The organism is Bradyrhizobium paxllaeri (genome assembly GCF_001693515.2).
GTDB lineage: Bacteria > Pseudomonadota > Alphaproteobacteria > Rhizobiales > Xanthobacteraceae > Bradyrhizobium > Bradyrhizobium paxllaeri.
Genome location: NZ_CP042968.1, coordinates 3,912,198 through 3,936,507, shown reverse-complemented (window position 1 = coordinate 3,936,507; position 24,310 = coordinate 3,912,198). Strand labels below are relative to the sequence as shown.

Here is a 24,310-nt window from a genome sequence, read left to right as displayed (position 1 = left end):
CGGCCGGGCCGGAGTTGCAGCCCGGCCCGGTCATCTGCGGTCAGAGGTTCTTGTCCAGCGGCTGATGCAGCCACTTCTCGGAGATGGCGTTCAGGGCGCCGTCCTTCTTGGCAGCAGCGATGATCTCGTTGATCTTGGCCATTAGCGCCGGTTCGTTCTTGTTCATGCCGACATAGCAGGGCGAGTCCTTGATCAGGAACTTCAGTTCGGGCTTGCGCGGCGGCTTCTTGTCGAGGATCGCGGCCGCGACGACGTTGCCGGTGACCACCGCGACGACCTGCCCCGACAGGAAGGCCGAGATGTTGCCGTTGTTGTCCTCATACCGCTTGATCGTTACGCCCTTGGGCACGAGCTTGCTCAGCTCCAGATCCTCGATTGATCCGCGGGTCACGCCGACGACCTTTCCTGACAGGTCGGCAACCGTTGCGATCGCCACGTCTTTCGGCGCGAAGACGCCGCTGAAATAGGGAGCGTAGGCAATGGAGAAGTCGATCACCGCAGCGCGCTCGGGGTTCTTGCCCAGGCTCGATATGACCAGATCGACCTTGTTGGTCTGCAGATAGGCTACGCGGTTGGCGCTGGTCACGGGCACCATCGAAAGCTTCACACCCAGTTTCTCCGCGACGAGCGTCGCCACGTCGATGTCATAGCCCCGGGGCTTCATGTCGGGGCCGACACTGCCGAACGGCGGAAAGTCCTGTGGGACCGCAATCCGGATCGTCTTGCTCGACGTGATGTCCGCGAGCGCGTCGGCGATGGCCGAGGAGACCGGAAAGGCCGAGGCGAGCGCGGCGCTGCCGACGGCGACAAGCGCCGTAATGAGTTGCCTCTTGTGCATTGGTCATTCCTTTCCAAAATGGTGTTTCGCTAAGGACAGGCAAAAGCTGCGCCAGGGCGCCTCCCGGATTCGAACGACCATTGTTCGGCGGCGCGCGGGGATGTCGTCCCGACATCCCGAAAAGCCGGCGGGCCAATGTCGCTGGCCCTGGTCCGGACGATATGATGGCCAGGCACGGCGTAACGCGCCGGCCCCCGTGGGCCTCGCGGCCACAGTCCCATTCATCCCCGTTCTCCTCTGGTCCGACCGGTTTTCCCGGCGTTCTTTTGTTCCCGCCGATTACGATACAAAAATTTCAGATTGTCAACATACCGATACTTATGTTTTAGTTTTGCCCACGAATGAGGCACACATGACGGACGAGAACCGCAAACCGCGCATGCTCGAAAAGCGTATCCACGGCCTGTACGATGATCTTCCGGGCAGCGAGCGGGCCCTCGCCGATCTGATCCTGGAATTCCCCGGCGACCTGCTGGTCTACTCGGCGACCGAGTTGTCGGAGCGCGGCGGCGTGTCGAAGGCGGCCGTTACCCGCTTCGTCCAGCGTCTCGGCTACCAGGACTATCGCGAGATGCAGCGCGAAGTGCGCGAGGCGCAGGAGGCCGGAGAGCCCATCTACCTCAATACCGGGCTGCTGGGGTCCACGGTCGACCGCGCCCGTCTGCAACAGCATCTCGAGCGCGACGTCGCCAATCTGCGCCAGACCCTTGAGGCCGTGAACCCGGACGATCTCCGCGAGGTCGTTCGCCGCTGCCTGACGGCCCGTCGGGTCTGGGTGTTGGGCTTTCGCAACAGCTATTTCTTCGCAGCCTATATTCGCCGGCAGTTGATACAGGTCCGCTCCGACGTGACGCTCGTGCCCGCGGCGGGGCAAGTCCTGATGGAAGATCTGGGCAGCATGACGCCGGAGGACCTGATGATCGCCGTCGGACTGCGGCGCCGAACGCCCACGCTCGGGAGGGCGATGCAGATCGTCCGCGACCTGGGCGTGCCGATCGCCTACATCACCGATCGCGTTGCCGTCACCACCCCGAAGCTGGCTACATGGACCTTCCCCTGCCAGGTGCGCGGCATGTCGCTGTTCGATTCCTATGTCGGGGTGATGAGCCTTGCCAACTACCTCTGTACCGAGATCGTTTCGGCAGCCGGGGAGCGCGGGCGCGAGCAGCTCAACCGCATCGAGGATCTCATGGGCCTGATGGGAGAGATCGACCCCAGCAATTGACACTGCTGCGGCGTCAGTTCCGGTATTCAAAGGAAGTGCAATGCTGATCGACGAAATCGAACTCTTTCACGTGGCGATGCCGCTCAAGGAGCCGTGGCGAACAGCCTTTGGCGAGGAGACGGCGATCGACACGGTTCTGGTCCGGCTGAGGGCGGAAGGCGAAGACGGCTGGGGCGAGACGGCCCCTTACCGCCTGCCGCAGTTTTCGCCGGAATGGGCCTCCGGCGCTTTCGCGCTGCTGCGCGACGCCATGGCGCCGGCGCTGCTGGGCAAGCGCATCGACACTGCCGAAGATCTGCAAAGGGAACTGGCCCCGCTGAAGGGCAACCAGTTCGCCAAGGCCGGACTCGACACAGCCTGGTGGGACCTCGCCGCGAAGGTCGCCGGCAAGCCGCTCTGGAAAATGATCGGCGGCAGCGGGCCGGATGCGATTGTCGGCGCCGACATATCGGTGATGGACAGCATCGACGAACTCGTCGCCGCTGTCGGCAAGGCTCAGCAGGACGGCTTTCAGCGGACCAAGCTGAAATTCCGCCGCGGATGGGGGCTGGAGATGGTCGCTCGCGTCCGCGAAGCCTTCCCCGATGCGGTTTTGCATGTCGATTGCAACAGCGGGTTCACCCTGGACGATATCGCCATGTTTCGCGAACTCGATCGGTTCGGCCTCGCAATGATCGAGCAGCCCCTCGCCTACGACGACCTCATCGACCATGCGCGTCTGCAGTCGGAACTGAAGACGCCGATTTGCCTGGACGAGAGCATCACGTCGGTCGACCGGGCCCGAAAGGCGATTGACATCGGCGCTTGCGGCTGGATCAACATCAAGCCGGGCCGCGTCGGCGGCCTGACCAACGCGATCGCCATTCATGATCATTGCGCAGCCCGTGATGTCCCGTGCTGGATCGGCGGCATGCTCGAATCCGCTGTCGGACAGGGGCCGGCGCTCGCGCTGTCGACGCTGCCTAACGTCAAGTACCCCTGCGACGTCTTCCCGACCGAACGGCTCTACGAAGCGGATCTTTCCGAGCCGGAGATTGTCCTGAGCGGGCCGTCGCGCATCACGGCATCGCAACAACCTGGCCATGGCTTCCGGCCCAATCCAGGACGCTTGAGGAGTGCCACGCGCGAATACGCTGCGGTTACTACGAGGACGACCTGATGGGTCGGATGAAGTGACGGAAATTCTTGTCGTGCATACCGGGGGCACCATCGGCATGGTCCCCGGGCCGGATGGGCTGGCGCCGGCGGCGGGCGTGGTCGAGCGGGCCGTGGCTGTATTGGCGCCGGCAGGCGCGCATGTGACGGTGCGGGCCTTCGACCCGCTGGTGGACGGCGCCGAGATCGGCCCCGAACACTGGAACCGCATCATCGACCTTGTCGCCGCATTCGACGGCGCGGGCGTCGTTGTCACCCATGGCACCGACACGATGGCCTACACAGGGGCGGCCCTCGCCCGGGCGCTGGCGGGGATCGCGACCCCAGTGGTCCTTTGCGGCGCGATGAAGCCACTCAACACAGGCGGCGATGCCGAGGGCAACCTTCGGCAGGCGCTCGAAGCCGCGCATCGCGGCGAAGCCGGGGTCTGGCTCGCCTTCGCCGGCAGGCTTCTGCCCGCGGCGGGGCTGGTGAAGCATCACTCGCAGCGACCTAACTCGTTCCGCTCGATGCCGCAGCCGCCGCAGCCCGGTCCTTATCGCCCGCGCCGCTTCGGCGCGGCGCGGCTTGCGATCCTGACGCTTTCACCCGGGATGCCCGTGCCGGCGCTCGCCGCCATGCTCGACGAACTCGACGGGGCGGTTCTCAGGATCTACGGGACAGGAACGGCCATGAGCGACCCTGCGTTGGAAACGGTACTGGCGAGCGCGGTGCGGCGCGGCTGCCGCATCCGCGCCGTTAGCCAATGCGAGGCAGGTGGCCTCTCGCCCGGTACCTATTCAGCGGGCGCGGCGCTCTGGCGCGCGGGAGTCGAGAATGGCGGAAGCGAGACGCCGGAAGCCGCTCTCGCCCGGTTATGGATCGAAATGCCAGGCTGCGCCGATGCTGGAGATGATCGGCGACAGCCTGGATAAATAGCGGCCGGCCGAAAGCGTCAGGATCATCTCTTGTTGATGCGTTTTCTTCACGCGAGCCGGTAGCCATTTCGCTCGAAAACGCTATGAAGGCTGCAATATCCCGGCCTGGAGATTTGCGTGGCAGTTCGCGTTCAACCTCGTCAGCTTGCTTTCTTGCTGCCGCATGCGGAGAGCCTGACCCGCGACAATTTCCTGGAAGGGCCGGCCAATGAAGCCGCGTTATCGCTGATCGAAAGCTGGCCGGACTGGCCGAACCGCGTGATGGTGCTGATGGGACCGGAGGGCTCCGGCAAGAGCCATCTTGCCGCGATCTGGGCCGAACAGGCCGGCGCGCGATCGATCTCGGCGCACGCGCTTGACCCCGCTGCCGTCCCCGGCGCGCTCACGACCGGGGCATTGGTGCTCGAAGATCTGAAGCCGTCCGACTTCGATGAGCGCGCGATGTTTCACCTCCTGAACCTGGCGCGCGAGGACGGGGCTTTCATCCTGATCACGGCGCGCGTTCCGCCGGCTTCGTTCGAGATCGAATTGCGCGATCTCCGGTCGCGGCTGCGCGCCGCACCCGCCGTGTCGCTGTTGCCGCCGGACGACCTGTTGTTTCGCGGCCTGATCATCAAATTCTGCGCGGACCGCCAATTGAGCATCGACGAGACGGTCGTGAGCTATCTCGCCACCCGGATCGAGCGCTCCTATGCCGCCGCCCGCCGGGCCGTCGAACTCCTGGACACCGAGGCGCTGCGGCTCGGCCGTCCGGTGACCCGGGCTCTGGCTGTGGAAGTGCTGCGCAACGCCTGACCCGCCCATGCATGCAGCGACCTGTCGCCTTGACGGCGGCATGCCGTGGAACATCAATGTCATTGAAACGTCATCGGAATATCACATGCTTTAGGCGGCATTCGCCTATCAATGCCGGCACCCCGCCCGAGATGGATCAAAGCCTCATGGAATCGGCACAAGTTATTGAAATCAAAGAAAAAGAACAAATTTCCGAGGCGCCTCCCGCGATTGCCACCAGTCCTGAGCGGTTCATCAACCGCGAGCTTTCCTGGCTGCATTTCAATCGCCGGGTGCTCGAGGAATCGGTCAATCCGGGCCATCCCGTGCTGGAGCGGGTGCGGTTCCTGTCGATTTCCGCCAATAACCTTGATGAGTTCTTCATGGTCCGCGTCGCCGGTATCAAGGCACAGGTCCGCGAAGGCATCGCCGAACGCAGTCCGGATGGGCTCACGCCGTCCGAGCAGCTCGCCCTTATCAACAAGACGGTTTCGGAACTCGCTTCCGACCAGCAGGCGATCTGGCGCGATCTTCGCGCCACGTTGTCGGATGCCGGCATCAAGCTGGTCGACGGCCACGACTTCACCAAGGCGGAGCGCGGCTGGCTCGAGGACCACTTCCTCCGCAACATCTTCCCGCTGCTGACGCCGCTGGCGATCGATCCTGCGCACCCCTTCCCGTTCATCCCGAGTCTGGGCTTCACCATCGCGCTGCAATTGTCGCGGATTGCCGACGGCAAGGCGATGAACGCGTTGATCCGCATGCCCGGCAAGATCGACCGCTTCATCCGCATGCCTTCGAGCGGCGATGGCACCGTGCACCTGATCCCGCTGGAGCAGGCCACCGGCCTGTTCATCGGCCGCCTGTTTCCCGGCTACACCGTCAAGGGCCAGGGCGCCTTCCGCATCATCAGAGACTCCGAACTCGAAATCGAAGAAGAGGCCGAAGACCTTGTGCGCCTGTTCGAGACCGCGCTGAAGCGGCGACGTCGGGGTTCGGTGATCCGGCTGGAGATGGAAGCCAAGATGCCGGAAGCGCTGTGCGCCTTTGTGCGGCAGGCGCTTGCGGCGGCGGATGATGAGGTGTTTCTGGTCGACGGCGTGCTGGCGATGAACGAACTCTCGCAGCTCACGCGGCTCGACCGGCCCGACCTCGAATTCACGCCCTATGTGCCGCGCCATCCCGAGCGGGTGCGCGACCATGGCGGCGACATCTTCGCCGCGATCCGGCAGAAGGATTTGATCGTCCATCATCCTTACGAATCCTTCGACGTCGTCGTGCAGTTCCTGCAACAGGCGGCGCGCGACCCTGACGTCGTCGCCATCAAACAGACGCTCTATCGCACCTCGAACAATTCACCGATCGTGCGCGCGCTTGCCGAGGCCGCCGAGGCCGGTAAATCGGTGACGGCGCTGATCGAATTGAAGGCGCGGTTCGACGAGGAGGCCAACATCCGCTGGGCGCGCGACCTCGAACGCGCCGGCGTGCAGGTCGTGTACGGCTTCCTCGAATTGAAGACGCACGCCAAGCTATCGATGGTGGTGCGGCGCGAGGGCGGTAACCTCACGACCTATGTGCACACCGGCACCGGCAATTATCATCCGGTTACCGCGCGCATCTACACCGACCTCTCCTACTTCACCTCGGACCCGATCATCGGCCGCGATGCGGCGCGGGTATTCAACTACATCACCGGCTATGCCGAGCCGAGCGACATCGAACGGATGGCGGTGTCGCCGCTGACGCTGCGCAAGCGCATCATCGAGCACATCAAGGGCGAGACCAATCACGCCAGGCATGGCAAGCCGGGCGCGGTCTGGATGAAGATGAACTCGCTCGTCGACCCCGACATCATCGACGCATTGTACGAGGCATCGCAGGCCGGCGTGTCGATCGAACTGGTGGTGCGCGGCATCTGCTGCCTGCGGCCGGGACTGCCCGGGTTATCGGACAATATCCGCGTCAAATCGGTGATCGGCCGCTTTCTGGAACACGGCCGAATCTACTGCTTTGGTATGGGTCAGGGCCTGCCCGGCCCAAAGGCGGCTGTGTATATCTCGTCCGCCGACATGATGCCGCGGAACCTCGACCGCCGCGTCGAAGTGCTCTGTCCGTTGCAAAATCCTACGGTACATCAGCAGGTTCTCGAACAGATCATGGTCGCGAACCTGAAGGATACCGAGCAGAGCTGGCAATTGTTGCCGGACGGGTCCTCAACGCGTATGAAGGCCGCGAAAGGCGAAGAGCCGTTCAATTTGCACAATTACTTCATGACGAATCCGAGCCTGTCTGGTCGTGGAAAGTCTCTCAAGGAATCTTCGCCACGCCGGCTCACGCGCCGTAACGAGCGCCAACCATCGTCATAAGGGGCCGCGACTGTGAAGCGGCCGCGAAAGCGCGCTTCCAGCGTCGCCGTCATCGACATCGGTTCGAACTCGGTTCGTCTCGTCGTCTATGAGACGATGGCGCGCAGCCTCGTCACCATCTTCAACGAGAAGGCGCTGTGCGGGCTCGGCCGCGAGGTGCAGAGCACCGGTTTGATGGCGGAGGACGCCGTAACCAAGGCGCTGACGGCGCTGCGGCGATTCCGGGCGCTGTGCCGCATCCAGCAGGTGGGACGCGTCTTCGCCATCGCGACTGCCGCCTGCCGCGACGCCAAGAACGGTCCTGACTTCATCGCCAAGGCCGAGCGCATCTGCGGCACTCCGATTCAAATCCTGTCGGGACCGCGCGAAGCCAAATTGTCCGCGCTCGGCGTCGTCTCCGGCATCCACAATCCCAACGGCATCGTCGGCGATCTCGGCGGCGGCTCGCTTGAACTGATCGACGTGCAGAAGAGCCGGGTTCAAGGCGGCGTCACCCTGCCGCTGGGCAGCCTCGCGCTGCAGGATCTCTCGCACAAATCCTTGAAGCGCGCTGAGCGCATCGTGCGCGACAACCTGTCCGGCGTCGCCCAGCTCAAGGCCGCCCGCGGCCGCACCTTCTATGCCGTCGGCGGCACCTGGCGCGCGCTGGCGCGCATCCACATCGTGCAGAGCGGCTATCCGTTGCGCGTGATGCACGGCTATTCGATACCGGCCGCCGACGCGCTCGATTTCGCCCGGCGCCTGCGCCGGCTCGCGGCCGCCAACATGCTCGCCGATATCGAAGTAGTCGCGGACGCCCGGCGCCCGCTGCTGACCTATGCGGCGCTGGTGCTCGAATACATCATCCGCGTCGGCCGGCCGAAGGAGATCGTGTTCTCGACCTTCGGCGTCCGTGAAGGCCTGCTCTACGAAATGCTGCCGACACAGGAGCGCGCCAAGGACGGCTTTATCTGCGCCGCGCAAACGCTCAACGGGCTGCTGTCGCGGTCCGCACGCCATGCCGAGGAGCTAGTCGCCTGGACCGATCGGCTGGTGCGCGTGGTGAGACTGCGCGAGACCGAGGAAGATCGAAGGCTGCGCCATGCCGCCTGCCTGCTTTCCGACATCGGCTGGCGGGTGCATCCGGACCATCGCGGCGAGGAAACGCTGAGCCTGATCACCAACGGCAATTTCGGCTCGATCAGCCATCAGGGCCGCGCCTTCGTCGCGCTGTCGGTGTTTTATCGCTACGCGGGCCTCAGCGAGGAGAATGAGCCGCCGGAGCGCATCCGCGAGCTGGTGCCACCGGCGATGGACGAACGCGCGCGCCTTCTCGGTGCCGCCTTCCGCGTTGCGCACCTGATCTCCGCGGCGCGCACCGGCGTGTTGCCTGCGACGCATTTTCGAACCCAGGGCCGCAAGCTGATGTTGGTGTTCGAGCATCGCATGGTCGACCTCGTCGCCGACCGCGTCGGCAGCCGCTTCAAGCAACTGGCGCGCCTGGTCGGGCGCGCTGGTTCGATCGTGCGCAAATGAACGTTGGCGCGGAATCCAGCTAAGGACCGGCAAAAAAACTCAAACTGCGCGCTGCTTGCCGGCGAAGAACCCATAGATCAGCAGCACGATGATCGCGCCGACCACGGCACCGACGAAACCGGCCCCCTCGCCCGCCTTGTACCAACCGAGAGCTTGCCCGAGATAGGAGGCGACGAACGCGCCCACGATGCCCAGAATGGTCGTCATAATGAACCCTGACGGTTCATTGCTTCCAGGCATGATGAACTTTGCAACGACGCCCGCCAAAAACCCGATGATGATGGTCCAGATGATGCTCATCTCACCAATTCCTTGCGCACGATGAATCAGGCGTCGCGCGGAGGTAGACGACCGTCCGGCGTGTATTTGTCGACCGCCGATGGCAGCTCCCGCGAAAGTCGGGCGAGAATTTCTTCCTGCGAAAGCCCCGTCTGCTGCGCCAACACCGCCAGGACATCCTGACCGATGGCTTGCTTGAGCTGGGGCGGCGAAATCTCCTTGTTGGGGCCGGTGCCGATCCACGATTCCGCTGCCTCGCCTTGACCGTTCTTCTTGAATTGTTCGAACAATTCGCCGAGGCCACCACCAAGCAAGCCGCCGACTCCCGCGCCGCCCAGCATGTTACTCAGCACATCACTCTGCCCCGGCGGCTGTTTGCCGCCTTCGGGTTTGGAAAGCGATCCCACCGCGCTGTTGAATATTTCCGCGAGCTTGTCGCGATTTTGATATCCCGCAAGGGCAAGCATCCCAAGGAGTGCAGTCATCGATGGCATCCCGCGGCTCATTTTTGGCCTCCTTAATATCTGTGTTTCAGGTCTTAGGCCGATCAGACCGGTCAAACTCCGAGGACGCCGGAAAGTTCGGCCAAAACTGCCCATGGGCTCAGCGGCTATGCCGGCAGCGAACGCTGAGACCGCGACGCGAAGTTTGATCTAGGTCAACGTCGCTGCGGTGGAACCTCCTCCATCGTTCTGCTTCGACTTGACCAGGGGGTGGGCTTGGCGATGAATTTTTCGCAAATGAAGGACGAACGAATTTTGGCGTTCTATGAAAATGTCCGGCAGCAGGTCGAACTGGATCTGCGAGCAGGCGGCAAGTATCGCTTTGCCGGTCCCGGTGTAAAAGAATACGCAGAACGGCTGCGCGAGGAGATGGATCGCCGTCGACTGCATTACGATCCGATCGATTGGTCGTGATACCGCGAGGGTCTCCTTAGACTCGGCCGGTGTCCGTTGGGACAATAGCACCAGAGAAACTGGCTTTTGGAGCCGCGCGGACGTCACCCGGTACGCACAACGCCGGGCTACTTCTTTTTTGGTGTCAGCCAATCTTCGTCTTCCAGGGACGGTGCCAGCTTCTGCTGCTCCAGGATTTTCCTGTGCTCCTCCGGTATCACCTGACTGCGCGACGCCTCGTGCAGCGTGTGCGGGAACCAGGTCGCAATGCCGGGGAAGGCGATCATCAGCCCGACGCAGATCACCTGCAGGATCATGAACTGGAACATGCCGGCGTAAATCGTCGTGAGACTCCAGCCCTTGACCACCTGCTTGAGATAGTAGGCCGACATGGCGACCGGCGGCGACAGGAATGCGGTCTGCAGTACGACCGCAACCAGTGCTCCGAACCATATGAGATCGATGCCCATGCCCTTCACGACGGGGTAGAAGATCGGCAGGAACACCAGGATGATGGCCGGCCACTCAAACGGCCAACCGAGCAGAAAAATGAGCAACAGCACGACAATCAGCATGAGGCTTGGAGGCAACTGCAGGCCGAGCATCGTCTCGGTGATCCAGTTCGCCGAGCCAAGGCGGGCGAACACCGCACCGAAAATGTTCGACGTGACCGCCAGCAGCAGGACCATGCTCGACGTCGCCATCGTCGAGATCAGCGCGCGCTGCAGTCCGCTGAGCGAGAACCTGCCATATGCGACGGCCAGGATCAGCGCGCCGACGCTGCCGATGCCGGCGGCCTCCGTCGGCGTCGCAAGGCCCCCAATGATCGAGCCGAGGGTTGCCGTGATGAGCCCGAGCAGGGGCAGCGTGCCGATGATCACCTCGCGCGCAATGTGCCCGGCTGAGTAGATCCGCTCGTCCTTTGGCACCGGCGGCCCGAGTTTGGGGTTCAGGAAGGCGCGGCCCATCAGATAGACGATGTAAACGCCAGCCAGCAGGAAGCCCGGCCCGAAGGCTGCGGCATAGAGATCGGCGACCGACACCCCGAGCACCGGCCCCATCACGATCAGCATGACCGACGGGGGAATGAGAATGCCGAGCGTGCCGCCCGCCGTGATGGTGCCTGCTGAAAGCTTGGGGTCGTATCCCGCCTTGTTCATGATCGGCGAGGCCATGATGCCAAGCACGGTGACGGCTGCGCCGACAATGCCTGTCGCCATCGCGAACACGGTCGAGGTCAGGATGACGACGAGAAAGAGTGCGCCGCGCACCGGCGCAAGCAGCATGCGGAACGCCGTAAATAGGCGCTCCATCAGTCCCGCCTGCTCGGTGATGAAGCCCATGAAGATGAACAGCGGCACGGCGGCCAGCAATTCCTCCTTCATCATGCCGATGGTCTGGAAGTAGCCAAGTTCGAAGACCGTCGCGCCCATGCCCCAGTAGCCGAACGAAAAGGCGAGAAACAGCAATGTGAACGAGATCGGCACGCCGATGAAGATCGCGCCAAGCAAGACCACAAGCATGATGAGGCCGATGAGCGCTTCTGCGGTCATATCTCGACCTTCTCCTTGTGCTCGAGCTCGACACCGGTGCGCAGCATGTAGATGCTCTTGATCAGTTCGGACACGCCCTGGACCAGCAGCAGGAGGCAGGCGAGCGGCACGACGAACTTGAACGGCCACAGCACCGGCCGCCACGGTGTCTGGTCCGAAGTTTCGTTGATCTCCCAGGCGTAATGAAATTCGTTCCAGCTGATCAGCAACAGCATGATCAGGCTCGGGAAGAAGAAGACGACATAGGAGATCGTATCGATCCAACCCTTCCTGCGGATGGAGAACTTCTCCCAGAAGAAGTCGGTGCGGATATGAGCGCCCTTGTGCAGCGCGTAGGCGGCGCCGAGCATGAACAGCGAGCCGTAGAGCATGTAGGTTGCGTCGTAGGCCCAGATGGTCGGCGCATTGAACAGGTAGCGTGCTGTAACCTCGTAGGCGACGGCCAGAACAAGCGGCACCGACAGCCACGAGATGATCGTGCCGGTTCGGTCTGTAAAGCCGTCGATGATCCTGATTATGGCCAGGAGCGCCGGCGGCTGCCTGCCTGTCATCTCGGCCATCCCTCTCCCTTCCGCCGACCGTTCGGGCGGCGCATTTGCGGCACGACGGACGCCGGCCGCATGAGCCGCATCAACCGAGGGCGGTCAAATCGACCGCCCTCGGACGAATCCCTATTTCTCGACGGGGAAGTAGTAGTTCGCCATGAAGGAGTACGGCGGGAAATAGGACCGCTTGTACGGCACCACGGCGCTGGCATAGGCCTTCTGCGAGTCGTGCACCTTCTTGAAGAACGGGTTCCTGGCGGACTCGGCCGCCGCGATCTCGTCCCACTTCTTGATGAAGGTCAGCAGGATCTCGGTCGGCGTGCGCAGGATCTGTACGCCGTGCTTCTGCTGCATCTCTTTCAGCGCGTCGGCGTTCTGGCGCTGCCACTTGGTCCACCAGACGAGGAATGTCTCGTTGGCCGCCGACTTGATGATCTCCTGCTGCTGAGCGCTGAGCTCCTTCCATACGTCGCCGTTGATCACGATTTCGCCGACCGTCACGTTTTCATGCAGGCCGGGCGAATAGTGGTATTTCCAGACGTTGTGGAAGCCGAGCTGCAGGTCCTCGATGCCGCCGACCCATTCCGCACAATCGATCACGCCGCGCTGCGCGGAGGGAATGATCTCGCCGCCCGGCATGTTGACCACCGTGAAGCCGAGCGCCTGCCACACCTCGCCGGCCATGCCGGTCTGGCGGCATTTCATGCCCTTCATGTCCTCAACCGTCTGAATCGGCTTCTTGAACCAGCCGAACGCCTGCGGCCCTGCAGGCAGGATGGGGAACACGACGACGTTGAGCTTGAGCTCCTTCTGGTAGAACTCGTTGTACAGATCGAGGCCACCGCCGTGATAGAACCAGCCCATCACGTCCATGTAGTCCATGCCGAACGTGCCGCCGGGGCCGCCGGTGAACAGGATCGCGGTCTTGTTCTTGCCGGTCCAGTACCCGGCCCACGCATGCGCTCCGTCGAGCACCTTCTTATGGGTCGCGTCCAGCACCTCGAAGGCCGGTACGACCTGGCCGGCGGGCATCGCCTCGATCTTCAGCGTACCTGCCGATAGCTTGTTCACCCGCTCGGCGAAATAGGTGAAGTTGTCATAGAGCGTAAGCGATGCGGGCCATGTGGCCTGCATCTTCAGCACCTTCGTTTGCGCCATGACGGTCGTGGTGGATCCGACAAACGCCGATGCGATCAGGGCAACGGCGACTAATCCCAGAAACAAGCGTTTCATGAGCCATCTCCTCCCTTGGACGACGTGAGCGCGGCGATCGCTTCTTCTACGTTGTTCTTGGTCGCCGGAGCTTCAAACCACGTCTGTCACCAGTCTGCCACCATCGCCGCAAGTTGTCATCTTGCTTTCTGGCCGCAGCAAGCGCCGGCGGGCTGCGTGCGAACTTTTCCGAGGTACCGCCCGCGCTATAGCCCCCGCACGAACGCTTCGAGCGCCGCGTTGGTCTCTCGTGGCGCTTCCTGCTGCACCCAATGTCCGATACCGGGGATGATGGTCGAGCCGCGAAGATCGGAGCAGGCTATGCCGGGCTCGGCGTAAAGGTCGACGCCCGGGACGAAGGCGCGCACGGGGTCGCGTTCGCCGGCGATGAAGACCGACGGCTGCGCGATGTTGCGTCCGCTCAATTCGGTCAGCTCGGCGAAGTCGATTGTTTGCGCGCGGTATCGGTTGAGCGGGCCGCGGAAGCCGCCGGCTCTGAAAGCATCGACATAGACGGCCAGATCGGCCTCTTCCATCCAGCCTGGAAACGGCTTCGGATCGACGAGCCCATCGAGTAGCCGTGCCTCTGGAGGCTTCGGCTCGAGCCACTTGTTGTGGGGTGCCACCCCGCACAGTGCGAAATACATCTTGCGCAGGGCGGCGGCGATGTCGCTCTCCAATTCGGCCTCCGCAACGCCCTCTTGCTGGAAGTAGAGCTGATAGAAGAAGCGCCCCTTGTAGAGAGATCGCGCGAGTTCAATGAAGGGTACGGGTCCGCGCGGCCGGTACGGCACGCTGAGGCCGGCCACCGCCCTGATCTTGTCGGGGTGAAGCAGCGCGGTGTGCCACACGATGGGTGCGCCCCAGTCATGGCCGAACAGAATGGCTGGACCATCTCCTATGTGCTCGATCACGGCAACGACGTCGGATGCGAGGTGACGCATCGTATAGGCCGCGATTTCTCCAGGCTTCGAGCTTCGCCCGTAGCCGCGCACGTCGAGCGCGGCGACCCGAAACCCCCGTGCCGCGAAATGCGCGATCTGGTGCCGCCAGGAGTACCAGAGTTCCGGGAAGCCGTGGACGCAGACGATCAGCGGGCCCGAGCCGGCGACCGCCACATTGAGTTCGATCGCTCCGTTTCGGACGGTAACAAAATCCACCGCGGCCTCCCCGCCTATCGATTACACCAGCGACATCACGCGCGCCACGAACGCCGGCTCGCGTAGCGCGGCCTGCGGCTTGAGCAGTTGCGAGACTTCCGTCGTCAGCCGGTGCACCTCGGGATCCTCAGCGGCGAGCCTGGTCAGAGCCATACCGTATTGCAGGCGCTGCGCAAGGTCGGCGGGCCGAACGCCGCGCGTGGCGGGGTAGACGAAATCGGAGACGGCAACGCCCCACGGCGTCGCGATGGTGCCTTGAATGGCCGCGAAGAAGTCACGCGCCAGCCGCTCCATGGGGATTTCTTCCGCCAACAACCGATCGAGGATCACGGCTTCCTGCGCGGCCACGCTCATACCCTGGCCGAACACCGGATTGAAGCGGCAGACGGCATCGCCGATCGCCAGCAGCCCAGCCGGGAACGACTCCAGGCGCTCGAAATGTCGCCGCGTACTGCAAGGCAGCTGGTAGCGCACGATATCCGTCAGCGGACGCGCGTCCTTGACCGCGTCATAAATCGTCGGCGTACGCAGGCTCCTGACGAAATCCATAAATCCCGCGCGGTCGTCCGGAGGCGCATCGCCATGATTGCCTCCGACAGAAAGCAGCCATCGCTGCTTCTCGATCGGAAACAGGAACGCTCCGCGGCTGCTGGCGGGTGCGGACGGCAGGACGATGTTGCCGAGCCAGTCGGCGTTGTGATCGGGCCGCTCGACGATGGTGCTCGCATACGCCTGATCAATGCCGATCTCGGTTTCTTCGGGCCTCTCAAGAGAAAGCTCTTCGAGCAGTTGCAGTGTCAGGCCGCAGCGGCCGGAGGCTTCAATCACCAGGTCGGCTTCCACAGTCACAGCAGGGCCATCGCCGCTTTCATAACGGATCGCCTCGATCCGCGTCGCATCGGGAGAGGCGACAAGTCCGGTCACGCGGGAGCGCATGCAAATGCCAATGTTCGGGGCCTGCAGGACGCGTCGCCGCGTAACGGCTTCGAGCAGCGGGCGCGACATGCTGAAAATATCGAAGCCGAGATCGCGAACAGGGAATGGATCGAAGCCGGGGCGCTCAAACCGGAGGTCCTTCCCGGCACGGATCCTCACCGCGCCAGCTTCCGCCAGATCGTTCTCGAACCCCGGAAACAGCGTCTGCAGCGCCTTCAGCCCACCCGCGAGAAGCATGTGAGCGTGCTGGCATTGCGGCGTCCCCCTCCGCGGCGTGGCCCCCGCAGGAAGCATATCCCGCTCGATGACCGTGACTTTTCCGAAATGCGCTGAGATCGCCTGAGCGGCCGTAAGGCCGGCCATGCCGGCGCCAATCACCACGGCATGACTTCTTGCAGGATCTGGCATGTTTTCCTCCTGGAACGGAGATGCAAGCGGTATCCGAAATGGATCAACGGACGCGTACGCCCGGCGCAGCCGGGTAAGCCGAGCCTATCTGATCTTTTCTGCCGCGATGGTGAAACGCATCACACGTTTGCGGTGGGAGCCACCTCCAAAAAGCAAGCTCATTGGATCATCGCATCACCGTTTCAACGTGCAAACAGCGTCTATTTCGGGTTTTTGTGCTCCGGAATGATCTTGCCGCGCACAATCGTGCGAAGCTGAAGCCGACCAGTAGACCTAGCCTCGCCGGGCGCTGCCCTCATACATGAACGCCATCGCCTTGGGTCCAGGCATATAGCCTGTTTCCACCCGGTCGATCCTGAAACCGGCGCCTTCAATCATCGAGCTGATGGGGCGATTGAGGTGGCAGCCGCCACTGATGCATTTCCAGGCAGGCGTCAGCCAGTCCTGCCATCGTCGCACATTCTTGTCCGGCGCCATGCCGTGCTCCACGAACAAAAGCTTGCCGTTCGACCGAAGCACGCGACGCATTTCGGTGAGCGCCATGGCGGCATCTGGAATGCTGCACAAGGTCCACGTCGTCACGACTGTATCGACGCTGCGATCGTCGAGTGGAATGGCTTCCGCGGAAGCTTCAACGAAGTTGACGGGCATGGCCGGGTCACGGGCCGCCTGCCAAGCCATCGCGATCAGTTTCGGAGCCGGCTCCAGCGCCAACACCTCTTTCACCGGCGGCCGGTAGAACGGCAAATTCAGCCCTGAGCCAATCCCGATTTCGAGCACCCGCCCTTCGGCCGCACCAATCACCCGCTCGCGATAGGGCCGAAGTTGCTTATTGCGCATCGCGAGATCGCAGAGTCTTGGCAGGATGACGTCACTATAGAATGCCATCGATACACCCCGCGGCTGCCGAGAGCACGGTATGTGGAGACCCTCAGCCGCCAATGCCAGCCCTCTCAGCATCGCGCTTCGATCATCTTGCTGATCTCTTCCGGCGCGGCAAAAATCACGTCGGCACGGTCGCCCATCATCCCCGCGGGCACAAGAGCTGGTGCGCCGCTTTGCGGACCGTCTTTTCCAGAATCGGTTTTCAAGCGCAGATTGCGCTCCCAAAAGGCGCGGGTTCTGCCATCGGCCGTGGTCACCCGATAGGTGTCGCGACAGTAGCTGATCGTCTTCACCTGCATGTTCGACTCCAGGCTTTTCAAATTGGGAACGCGACCGCCGCCCATCATCCCGCCCATGCCTCCCGTCGGCGCTTGAGCGCTCATTTGCGGCGCGGCTCCCAGTCTTGTTGCTTCCTTCAGAAAGGTGAGCAGGTCTGCGCGGTGCTGCGGGTCCTTGATGCCGTTAAACGGCATCTCATTGTCCGGCACCATGCGATCGGGGTCGGTCAACCAGGCGTCCAGCGAACGGTCGTCCCAGATGATGCCGGACGATTTGAGAGCATCGGAGTAGCGTTCGAAGCTCGGCAACGATCCGGCTTTCCGTTCCCATAGACCGGCAAGGCTCGGCCCCGTCATGTTTAGGTCCGGCTCAAGCGAATGGCAAGGCGCGCACAGGCGGAACATACGCTGGCCCCGCGCGGTGTCGCCCGGCTCGGCAACAGCAGGAGACAAGCATGCGAGCATCGAAAGCGCGATGACAAAGAGTCTGTTCATCGTCAACCTCCTCGTTTCGGCATCGATCCCGATAAAATCTCGTACTTCTCATTGGATCATTGGGCTGGCTCCAGAATCGGCCTCTTCCGCGGGCTGGACGACGGCGTGGAATGCGGAGGCCCTCCCGCGGAATCGTCGTCGGTCTTCAGCCCAAAGCCCTTCACCAGGCCGAAGATCGCCGGGATCACGATCAGCGTCAGCAAGGTCGACGAAATCATGCCGCCGATCATCGGCACCGCAATGCGCTGCATGATCTCCGAGCCGGTGCCGGTGCTCCACATGATCGGCAAGAGGCCGGCCATGATGGCGACCACCGTCATCATCTTTGGGCGCACCCGTTCCACCGCGCCCTCCATGATGGCGTCGTAGAGATCACGTTTCGTCAGCGGCTGCTTTTCGACGTCCCGGTGGGCACTGATTTCTGCGAGCGCCTGGTTCAGGTAGATCAACATCACGACGCCGGTCTCGGCGGCTACTCCAGCGAGCGCAATGAAGCCGACCGCGACCGCCACCGAAAGGTTGAAGCCGAGCCACCACATCAGCCAGAACCCGCCGACTAGCGCAAACGGCAGGGACAGCATCACGATCATCGTTTCGGTGATGGACCGGAAATTGAGATACAACAGCAGGAAGATGATGAGCAGCGTCGCGGGAACGACGATTTTGAGCCTTGCGGCGGCGCGTTCGAGATATTCGTACTGGCCGCTCCACATCACGTAATAGCCGGGCGGAAACTGGATGCTGGCCTGCACGGCGCGTTGGGCGTCGGCGACGTAGCCGCCGAGGTCGCGGTCGCGGATGTCGACATAGATGTAGGTCGCCAATTGGCCGTTCTCCGTGCGGATCGATGTCGGCCCCCTCGCAGGGGCCACCTTGGCCACCTCGCCGAGCGGGACGGCGCCGCCGGCGGGCATTGGCACCAGCACGTCGCTTGCGATCGCCTTCGGATTGTCGCGCAGATCGCGTGGATAGCGCATGTTGACGGCGAACCGCTGACGTCCCTCGACCGTCGTCGTGACCGTCTGTCCGCCCAGCGCCGTTGCGATGGTGTCCTGGACGTCCTGGACCATGATGCCGTAGCGCGCCATCGCGTCGCGGTCCGGTGCGATCTCCAGATAATAGCCGCCGATGCCGCGCTCGGCATAGGCCGATGAGGTGCCAGGCACCGCCTTCAAGACCTGTTCGATCTGCTTGGCGAGCTTGTCGATCTCGACCAGATCGGTACCAATCACCTTGACCCCGATCGGAGTGCGGATCCCGGTCGACAGCATGTCGATGCGAGCCTTGATCGGCATGGTCCAGGCGTTGGAGACGCCAGGAAACTGCAGTGCCTTGTCCATTTCCGCGATCAGGCCGTCGATCGTCACGCCGGGTCGCCACTCATGCTTCGGTTTGAGATTGACGACCGTCTCGTACATTTCCGATGGCGCCGGGTCGGTTGCGGTCGCGGCGCGGCCTGCCTTGCCGTAGACGGACGCGACTTCCGGAAACGATCGGATGATCCGATCCTGGGTCTGCATCAGTTCGGCGGATTTGGTGATCGAGATGCCGGGCAATGTCGTCGGCATGTAGAGCAGCGTGCCCTCGTTCAGGTTCGGCATAAACTCGGTGCCGAGCTGGCGCGCAGGCCATACGCTCACGGCCAGGATCCCGAGTGCGAGCAGGACGACCAATGTTTTGGCGCGCAAGACGCCCTTGATGACGGGACGGTAGATCCAGATCAAGAAGCGATTGATCGGGTTCTTTCGCTCGGGAACGATTCTGCCGCGGACGAAGATCACCATCAGCGCCGGCACCAGTGTCACCGAAAGCAGCGCGGCGGCGGCCATTGCGAAGGTCTTTGTGAAGGCCAGTGGACTGAACAGCCGTCCTTCCTGCGACTCCAGCGTGAAGATCGGGATGAACGACACGGTGATGATCAGCAGGCTGAAGAACAGCGCCGGCCCGACTTCAGATGCGGCATCGATCAGGATCTGCACGCGGGACCGCCCCGGCTCGGCGCGCTCCAGATGCTTGTGCGCATTCTCGATCATGACGATCGCGGCATCCACCATGGCCCCGATTGCAATCGCGATGCCGCCGAGGCTCATGATGTTGGAGCCGATGTTGAGCAGCTTCATGGCGCCGAAAGCCATCAAGATGCCGACCGGAAGCATCAGAATCGCAACCAGCGCACTGCGGAAGTGCAGCAGGAATACGATGCAAACCAGCGCAACGACGACACTTTCCTCAAACAGCGTGTGCTTGAGTGTGTCGATGGCCGCATAGATCAAGTTCGAGCGGTCGTAAACTGGCACGATCTCGACCGATTTCGGTAGGCTAGATGCAATTTCCGTAAAGCGTTTCTTGACGTTCTGGATCACATCGAGCGCGTTGACGCCGAAGCGTTGCAGCACGATGCCGCTGGCGACCTCGCCCTCCCCGTTCAGCTCGGTGATGCCGCGCCGTTCGTCTGGGCCAAGCTCCACCCGGGCGACGTCGCGCAGCAGGACGGGCGTGCCATTGCTGACCTTCAGCACGACGTTTCCGAGGTCGTTGATCCCCTTTAGATACCCCTTGCCGCGGATGACATACTCGAATTCGGACAGTTCGACGGTGCGGCCGCCGACATCGGCATTGCTGGCGCGGATCGCCTCGCGCATCTTCTGCATGGTGATCCCGAGATCGCGCATCCGCTGCGGATCGAGGATCACGTTGTACTGCTTGACGAAGCCGCCGACGCTCGCCACTTCGGCGACACCTTCGGCCTTGGCGAGCGCGAACTTCAGATTCCAGTCCTGGATTGTGCGCGTGTCGGAAAGGTTCAGCTCCTTCGACATGATGGCGTACTGGTAAACCCAGCCGACGCCGGTCGCATCGGGACCGATGGTCGGCGTCACGCCGGCGGGAATGCGCGCGGCCGCGGCGTTCAGAAATTCAAGCACCCGTGAGCGCGCCCAATAAATATCGGTACCGTCCTCGAAGATCACATAGACAAACGAGACACCGAAGAACGAGAAGCCGCGAACCACTTTCGACTTCGGTACCGTCAGCATCGCTGTCGTCAGCGGATAGGTGACCTGGTCCTCGATGACCTGCGGCGCCTGGCCCGGGTACTCCGTGTAGACGATCACCTGCGTGTCAGAGAGGTCCGGGATGGCGTCGAGCGGCAGATGGATGAGTGCATAGAGACCGGCCGCGGCCGCGAAGCCGGTGCCGAACAACACCAGCAGCAGGTTACGGGCCGACCAGGCGATCAAGCGGGCGATCATTGCGGCGCTCCCTCGGCAAAGCCCTTGAGAGCCGCTTTCAGATTGCTCTCCGCATCGATCAGAAAATTGGCGGAAACGACGACCGGATCGCCGTCCTGCAGTCCGCTGCGGATTTCGATTAGTCCGCCTCCCCGGCGGCCGATCTTGACGTCGCGAGGCTCGAACCTGCCCTCGCCCTTATCGACCAGAACGATCTGGCGCGAGCCCGTATCGAGCACCGAGCTGTCAGGAACCGTCAAAACGGATTCCGAGCCGCCGATCTCGATCTCGGCGTCGACATACATGTCAGGCAGCAACGCTAGGTCCGGATTGGCGAGTTCAATCCGAACGCGAGCCGTCCGTGTCTCGCGATTGACCTGGGGATAGACGACCGCGATCTTTCCGGAGAAGTCGCGCGTCGGGAAGCTGCGCGCCCGAACGGTCACGGGCTGCCCGACCGCAAGCGAGCCCAGGTCGCGCTCGGCCACGTCGATCATCGCCCAGACAAGCGAGGTGTCGGCGACGCGAAAGAGCACATCGCCTGGTTGAGCTCGCATGCCCTGGACCGCGTTGCGTTCCAGCACGATGCCGTTGCGCGGGGCCGACCACTCGACGGTCACAGGAACGACCCGCGTCCGTTCGATCGCGGTAATCACCGCGTCGGGCACGTCAAGATTCATCAACCGCTGCCGCGAGCCACGTCCGTAGGAGGGCTCGCCCGCCGTGGTCCTGGACGTCAATGTCGTCACATATTCGGCCGCCGCACTGGAAACTGCGGGACTGTAGACCTCCATCAAAGGCTGCCCCTTCTTGACGAAGGTGCCGGTCGTAACGTCGGCGACCGATTGCAGGTAGGTTTCCGCACGCATCGCGATAACGGAGACACGGCGCTCGTCGAGCTGGATCGCGCCTGGCGCCCGCACGACGGTCCGGATCGGACGGAGGGCAGCCGGCTCCGACTTGACGCCGGTGCGCTGGATCTTCCCCGGCGAAACCTTGACCGATCCGTCGTCGCTGTCGTCGCCCTCATAGACCGGGATGTAGTCCATCCCCATCGAATCCTTCTTCGGCGTCGGCGAGACATCCGGCAGGCCCATCGGGTTGCGGTAGTACTTGATCTTTCGGCCGGTCGGCGCTGCCGCTGCGCTCTCCTCCGGCGGATCATCAAAGTTGATGTCGGCGCCGCGCGGAACGGCGCGGTAGTCGCGGCCATCGGGCGTCTTCTTCGGCGTCAGCGAATAGAACGGCTTGCCGTCCGGATCCTGATAGTAGATCGCTGGGCCGGCGGGCTCGCGCGCCTGGCCGATGACATGCGCATGCTCTCCGCTCGGCCAGAGATAGGGGCGCGCGAAAACGCCGGCGATCACGGCCGCCGTCACGGCAGCAGCAATCGCAATCTGAACTGACGGTTTCATTTGTCGGCCTGAATGACGAGCTTGTTGTCGACCGTGCCGGTTTCGCCCTGCACCTTGGCGCCGAGCGACAATTGCCACCGGCCTTCCATGGTGAAATCGGCCTTGAAGCGGTAGGTGCCCGGCTCCGATCCCGACAGCGGCGTCAGCTCGCTGACCATCTCCTGCATGGCATCCGGCGCCATATCCAGACGCGTCACAAAGATCACCGCGTCGGGCACGGCCTTTCCGGTCCGCCTGTCTTCCAGCTTGACCGCGATGGTCTGGCCGGGACCGACCTTGACGGTCGGCTCGACCAGTTTGAATTCGTAGTCCTTGATGTCGGCGAACGCGACGGTAGCGGCGCAACTCAAGGCAGCGCCGGTCAGCGCGACCCGCAGGCCGCGCGAAAACGGAATAGCTTTCATCATTGTATCCTCGATCTCTCAGGTCAGCCGCATGGCGGCATGGGCGCGCACGCCGCAAGGCGCCGCGCACGATTCGGCGTTACGCCGAAAGGACCAGGGATCGGGGAGGTTTTGGTGGAGGTGAGTATCCGACGCCTTCCACTTCGGGATCGCTGCCGGGGAGCAGCGTGCGAAGCGTCACGGGCCGGATTTCGGTGACAGCCGCCGGCAGCGGCGCCTGCAACGTCGTCGACACGCACAGCGCCATCAGCGGGCACTGGTCGCAATCGGCAGGCGCCGATTTGTCCGGACAGCACGGCATGTCGTCGGCCATGGCCGCGTCATTCGCCATCGACGTCATCGCCATCGATGCCATACCGTCCGTATTCGCCCGCGCCGTGAGCGGGGCAATGACGAGCCCGACGATCACGAGGACCGCCAGCAGCCGGCAAAGGTGGATCGAACGTTTCACAAGCGCCAGTTTCGCACATCAGGGCCCACGATGGGAAGCGAAGTTCCATCACGAAGTCGCGGGTTTCCTTAACATAAGCAGGCGGAGCAAGGTCGCATTTGCGATCAATCAACCATCCGTGGCCCCGAATTCGGGCCAGCCAGAACATTTTCGATTGCCGCGACTTGAAGGGATGGCCGCCCCCGGTAGCGGTCCGCATTCAGCCAAGGAGCTTAAGCCATGCATGCCCGCGAAATGATCGGCACCCACCCGGCCGTCCAGGGCAAGGTCAACGACGCCCTGATCCGCTGCATCGAGGAATGCTACTCCTGCGCCCAGATTTGCACGTCATGCGCCGACGCCTGCCTGTCCGAGAAAATGGTTCAGGAGCTGACCCAGTGCATCCGGCTGGATCTCGATTGCGCCGACATCTGCAACATCACCGGCCGCATCATGACCCGCCGGACCGGCTCCGACGACGAAGTGATGCGCCGCATGCTCAGCGTCTGCGCCGCCGCCTGCCGGCTGTGCGCGGAGGAGTGCCAAAAGCACGCCGCCATGCATGAGCATTGCCGCATCTGCGCGGAAAGCTGCCGCCGCTGCATGGAGGCCTGCCAGGAGGTCGCCCGCGGCATGGCGCATTAGGACGGCGATCAGAACTCGCGCCTGAAGATGCTGAACTGGAAGGCCTGCCGCGCGCCCCATGGCGTGGAATGCTCGTGCCGCTGCGTATCGACCAGCTCGAACCCAGCGCCGAGCGTCTGGCCGAGGCTCGCGCTGTCGTAGCGCGCGACCGGCAGGCCGCTGCATTTGTCCGGGCCGTCGGGCGCGAAGGTCGCGATAATGGCGTGACCGCCGATCCTCAGGCCAGACCCGAGGCAGGCGATGTAGGCTTCGCGATCGCTGGCGTCGGTGAGAAAGTGGAACGCCGCCCGGTCATGCCAGATATCGTAGGCCCTCGCCGGCTTCCAGGTCGTCACATCAGCGACGATCCACCTGACCTTCTCCGCGCTGGCGCCGAGATGACTCTCAAGGCGGCTGCGTGCGACGGTCAAAGCCGCGGCGGACAGATCGAGCACCGTGACATCCTCAAAGCCCTGCTCGACGAGACTGTCGACCAGCCGCGACGCGCCGCCGCCGATATCGATGATGGCGGACTCGTCAGTTGCGCCCGCCTGCACGATCAGGTCGAGCGAAGGTGCCGCGCTTTGCTGAAACCAGCTGACCTCGTTCTCGCCCTTCGTCGTGTAGACGTTCTCCCAATGGGCCTTGCGGCTGGCCGTTTCCATCGAAACTCTCCCGATCGCGGAGGTTCAATATATGAGCGTCCCGGTCCTCCACAACGGAGCATCAGATTCCGCAAATGATGCATAACCAGCGGGATATGGTCACTT

Annotated in this window: 23 protein-coding genes; 8 read left to right on the top strand and 15 right to left on the bottom strand. The window is 63.0% G+C overall.

All coding sequences use genetic code 11. The annotated features are described in order from the left end of the window. Positions 1-40: 40 nt before the first annotated feature. Positions 41-838 (bottom strand): transporter substrate-binding domain-containing protein, encoded by a 798-nt coding sequence (locus LMTR21_RS18755; protein ID WP_065755019.1) that lies wholly within the window; start codon positions 836-838, stop codon positions 41-43. 352 nt (positions 839-1,190) lie between these two features. On the opposite strand from LMTR21_RS18755, the gene LMTR21_RS18750 reads away from it, so the two are divergent. The 6 genes from LMTR21_RS18750 (at position 1,191) to ppx (ending at position 8,790) form a co-directional block, all read left to right on the top strand. After that, positions 1,191-2,063: a MurR/RpiR family transcriptional regulator gene (locus LMTR21_RS18750; protein WP_187399373.1), complete on the top strand. Its 873-nt coding sequence runs from the start codon at positions 1,191-1,193 to the stop codon at positions 2,061-2,063. A gap of 40 nt (positions 2,064-2,103) precedes the next feature. Further along, positions 2,104-3,222: an o-succinylbenzoate synthase gene (gene menC / locus LMTR21_RS18745; RefSeq protein WP_065755020.1), complete on the top strand. Its 1,119-nt coding sequence runs from the start codon at positions 2,104-2,106 to the stop codon at positions 3,220-3,222. A gap of 13 nt (positions 3,223-3,235) precedes the next feature. Then, on the top strand, positions 3,236-4,132 hold the full coding sequence (locus LMTR21_RS18740) for an asparaginase domain-containing protein (RefSeq protein ID WP_246175663.1): 897 nt from the start codon (positions 3,236-3,238) through the stop codon (positions 4,130-4,132). Between the two features lie 120 nt (positions 4,133-4,252). Then, on the top strand, positions 4,253-4,930 hold the full coding sequence (locus LMTR21_RS18735; protein WP_065755021.1) for a P-loop NTPase family protein: 678 nt from the start codon (positions 4,253-4,255) through the stop codon (positions 4,928-4,930). 146 nt (positions 4,931-5,076) lie between these two features. Continuing rightward, the gene (locus LMTR21_RS18730) at positions 5,077-7,275 is read left to right on the top strand and encodes an RNA degradosome polyphosphate kinase (RefSeq protein WP_065755295.1); all 2,199 of its coding nucleotides are present in this window, start codon (positions 5,077-5,079) and stop codon (positions 7,273-7,275) included. 12 nt (positions 7,276-7,287) lie between these two features. After that, positions 7,288-8,790 carry an exopolyphosphatase gene (gene ppx, locus LMTR21_RS18725; RefSeq protein ID WP_148635980.1) on the top strand — a complete coding sequence of 501 codons (1,503 nt, stop codon included), beginning with the start codon at positions 7,288-7,290 and terminating at the stop codon, positions 8,788-8,790. Positions 8,791-8,829: 39 nt separating this feature from the next. On the opposite strand, the gene LMTR21_RS18720 is transcribed toward ppx, so the two are convergent. Further along, complete coding sequence (locus LMTR21_RS18720) at positions 8,830-9,090, bottom strand: GlsB/YeaQ/YmgE family stress response membrane protein (RefSeq protein WP_065755023.1); 261 nt, start codon at positions 9,088-9,090, stop codon at positions 8,830-8,832. Positions 9,091-9,116: 26 nt separating this feature from the next. Then, positions 9,117-9,575 carry a YidB family protein gene (locus LMTR21_RS18715; RefSeq protein WP_065755024.1) on the bottom strand — a complete coding sequence of 153 codons (459 nt, stop codon included), beginning with the start codon at positions 9,573-9,575 and terminating at the stop codon, positions 9,117-9,119. 213 nt (positions 9,576-9,788) lie between these two features. On the opposite strand from LMTR21_RS18715, the gene LMTR21_RS18710 reads away from it, so the two are divergent. Further along, positions 9,789-9,986: a hypothetical protein gene (locus tag LMTR21_RS18710; RefSeq protein ID WP_187399440.1), complete on the top strand. Its 198-nt coding sequence runs from the start codon at positions 9,789-9,791 to the stop codon at positions 9,984-9,986. Between the two features lie 107 nt (positions 9,987-10,093). Here LMTR21_RS18710 and LMTR21_RS18705 read toward each other — a convergent pair whose 3' ends face one another. From LMTR21_RS18705 to LMTR21_RS18655, 11 genes are all read right to left on the bottom strand, one after another. Then, on the bottom strand, positions 10,094-11,518 hold the full coding sequence (locus LMTR21_RS18705) for a TRAP transporter large permease (RefSeq protein WP_065755026.1): 1,425 nt from the start codon (positions 11,516-11,518) through the stop codon (positions 10,094-10,096). Next, positions 11,515-12,078 carry a TRAP transporter small permease subunit gene (locus tag LMTR21_RS18700; protein WP_065755027.1) on the bottom strand — a complete coding sequence of 188 codons (564 nt, stop codon included), beginning with the start codon at positions 12,076-12,078 and terminating at the stop codon, positions 11,515-11,517. Before LMTR21_RS18700 ends, LMTR21_RS18705 begins: the two co-directional genes overlap by 4 nt. Before the next feature lie 111 nt (positions 12,079-12,189). Then, positions 12,190-13,296 (bottom strand): TRAP transporter substrate-binding protein, encoded by a 1,107-nt coding sequence (locus tag LMTR21_RS18695; RefSeq protein WP_065755028.1) that lies wholly within the window; start codon positions 13,294-13,296, stop codon positions 12,190-12,192. A gap of 185 nt (positions 13,297-13,481) precedes the next feature. After that, positions 13,482-14,435, bottom strand: coding sequence for an alpha/beta fold hydrolase (locus tag LMTR21_RS18690; protein ID WP_065755029.1), 954 nt, complete (start codon positions 14,433-14,435; stop codon positions 13,482-13,484). 21 nt (positions 14,436-14,456) lie between these two features. Continuing rightward, a complete protein-coding gene (locus LMTR21_RS18685) occupies positions 14,457-15,779 on the bottom strand; it encodes an FAD-dependent oxidoreductase (RefSeq protein ID WP_065755030.1) in 1,323 nt (440 codons plus the stop codon). Positions 15,780-16,052: 273 nt separating this feature from the next. Then, positions 16,053-16,667: a class I SAM-dependent methyltransferase gene (locus LMTR21_RS18680; protein ID WP_065755031.1), complete on the bottom strand. Its 615-nt coding sequence runs from the start codon at positions 16,665-16,667 to the stop codon at positions 16,053-16,055. A 65-nt stretch (positions 16,668-16,732) separates the two neighbouring features. After that, the gene (locus LMTR21_RS18675) at positions 16,733-17,437 is read right to left on the bottom strand and encodes a c-type cytochrome (protein ID WP_065755032.1); all 705 of its coding nucleotides are present in this window, start codon (positions 17,435-17,437) and stop codon (positions 16,733-16,735) included. 56 nt (positions 17,438-17,493) lie between these two features. Beyond that, a complete protein-coding gene (locus tag LMTR21_RS18670) occupies positions 17,494-20,688 on the bottom strand; it encodes an efflux RND transporter permease subunit (protein ID WP_065755033.1) in 3,195 nt (1,064 codons plus the stop codon). Then, a complete protein-coding gene (locus LMTR21_RS18665) occupies positions 20,685-22,082 on the bottom strand; it encodes an efflux RND transporter periplasmic adaptor subunit (RefSeq protein ID WP_065755034.1) in 1,398 nt (465 codons plus the stop codon). The genes LMTR21_RS18670 and LMTR21_RS18665 overlap by 4 nt, the downstream gene beginning before the upstream one ends. Continuing rightward, a complete protein-coding gene (locus LMTR21_RS18660) occupies positions 22,079-22,486 on the bottom strand; it encodes a FixH family protein (protein ID WP_065755296.1) in 408 nt (135 codons plus the stop codon). The genes LMTR21_RS18665 and LMTR21_RS18660 overlap by 4 nt, the downstream gene beginning before the upstream one ends. Before the next feature lie 79 nt (positions 22,487-22,565). Continuing rightward, complete coding sequence (locus LMTR21_RS18655; RefSeq protein ID WP_084030837.1) at positions 22,566-22,937, bottom strand: hypothetical protein; 372 nt, start codon at positions 22,935-22,937, stop codon at positions 22,566-22,568. Between the two features lie 219 nt (positions 22,938-23,156). Here LMTR21_RS18655 and LMTR21_RS18650 point away from each other — a divergent pair, with 219 nt between their 5' ends. Next, a complete protein-coding gene (locus LMTR21_RS18650) occupies positions 23,157-23,561 on the top strand; it encodes a four-helix bundle copper-binding protein (protein WP_065755035.1) in 405 nt (134 codons plus the stop codon). 8 nt (positions 23,562-23,569) lie between these two features. Here the strand turns inward: LMTR21_RS18650 and LMTR21_RS18645 are convergent, their stop codons facing one another. Beyond that, positions 23,570-24,205, bottom strand: coding sequence for a class I SAM-dependent methyltransferase (locus LMTR21_RS18645; protein ID WP_065755036.1), 636 nt, complete (start codon positions 24,203-24,205; stop codon positions 23,570-23,572). Positions 24,206-24,310: the final 105 nt, after the last annotated feature.

Excerpts from the sequence above, each read along its gene's own strand:
- LMTR21_RS18755 (WP_065755019.1), bottom strand. The coding sequence starts at position 838 with ATGCACAAGAGGCAACTCATTACGGCGCTTGTCGCCGTCGGCAGCGCC.
- LMTR21_RS18750 (WP_187399373.1), top strand. The coding sequence starts at position 1,191 with ATGACGGACGAGAACCGCAAACCGCGCATGCTCGAAAAGCGTATCCAC.
- menC (WP_065755020.1), top strand. The coding sequence starts at position 2,104 with ATGCTGATCGACGAAATCGAACTCTTTCACGTGGCGATGCCGCTCAAG.
- LMTR21_RS18730 (WP_065755295.1), top strand. The coding sequence starts at position 5,077 with ATGGAATCGGCACAAGTTATTGAAATCAAAGAAAAAGAACAAATTTCC.
- LMTR21_RS18720 (WP_065755023.1), bottom strand. The coding sequence starts at position 9,090 with ATGAGCATCATCTGGACCATCATCATCGGGTTTTTGGCGGGCGTCGTT.
- LMTR21_RS18715 (WP_065755024.1), bottom strand. The coding sequence starts at position 9,575 with ATGAGCCGCGGGATGCCATCGATGACTGCACTCCTTGGGATGCTTGCC.
- LMTR21_RS18705 (WP_065755026.1), bottom strand. The coding sequence starts at position 11,518 with ATGACCGCAGAAGCGCTCATCGGCCTCATCATGCTTGTGGTCTTGCTT.
- LMTR21_RS18700 (WP_065755027.1), bottom strand. The coding sequence starts at position 12,078 with ATGGCCGAGATGACAGGCAGGCAGCCGCCGGCGCTCCTGGCCATAATC.
- LMTR21_RS18695 (WP_065755028.1), bottom strand. The coding sequence starts at position 13,296 with ATGAAACGCTTGTTTCTGGGATTAGTCGCCGTTGCCCTGATCGCATCG.
- LMTR21_RS18685 (WP_065755030.1), bottom strand. The coding sequence starts at position 15,779 with ATGCCAGATCCTGCAAGAAGTCATGCCGTGGTGATTGGCGCCGGCATG.
- LMTR21_RS18680 (WP_065755031.1), bottom strand. The coding sequence starts at position 16,667 with ATGGCATTCTATAGTGACGTCATCCTGCCAAGACTCTGCGATCTCGCG.
- LMTR21_RS18675 (WP_065755032.1), bottom strand. The coding sequence starts at position 17,437 with ATGAACAGACTCTTTGTCATCGCGCTTTCGATGCTCGCATGCTTGTCT.
- LMTR21_RS18670 (WP_065755033.1), bottom strand. The coding sequence starts at position 20,688 with ATGATCGCCCGCTTGATCGCCTGGTCGGCCCGTAACCTGCTGCTGGTG.
- LMTR21_RS18665 (WP_065755034.1), bottom strand. The coding sequence starts at position 22,082 with ATGAAACCGTCAGTTCAGATTGCGATTGCTGCTGCCGTGACGGCGGCC.
- LMTR21_RS18660 (WP_065755296.1), bottom strand. The coding sequence starts at position 22,486 with ATGAAAGCTATTCCGTTTTCGCGCGGCCTGCGGGTCGCGCTGACCGGC.
- LMTR21_RS18650 (WP_065755035.1), top strand. The coding sequence starts at position 23,157 with ATGCATGCCCGCGAAATGATCGGCACCCACCCGGCCGTCCAGGGCAAG.
- LMTR21_RS18645 (WP_065755036.1), bottom strand. The coding sequence starts at position 24,205 with ATGGAAACGGCCAGCCGCAAGGCCCATTGGGAGAACGTCTACACGACG.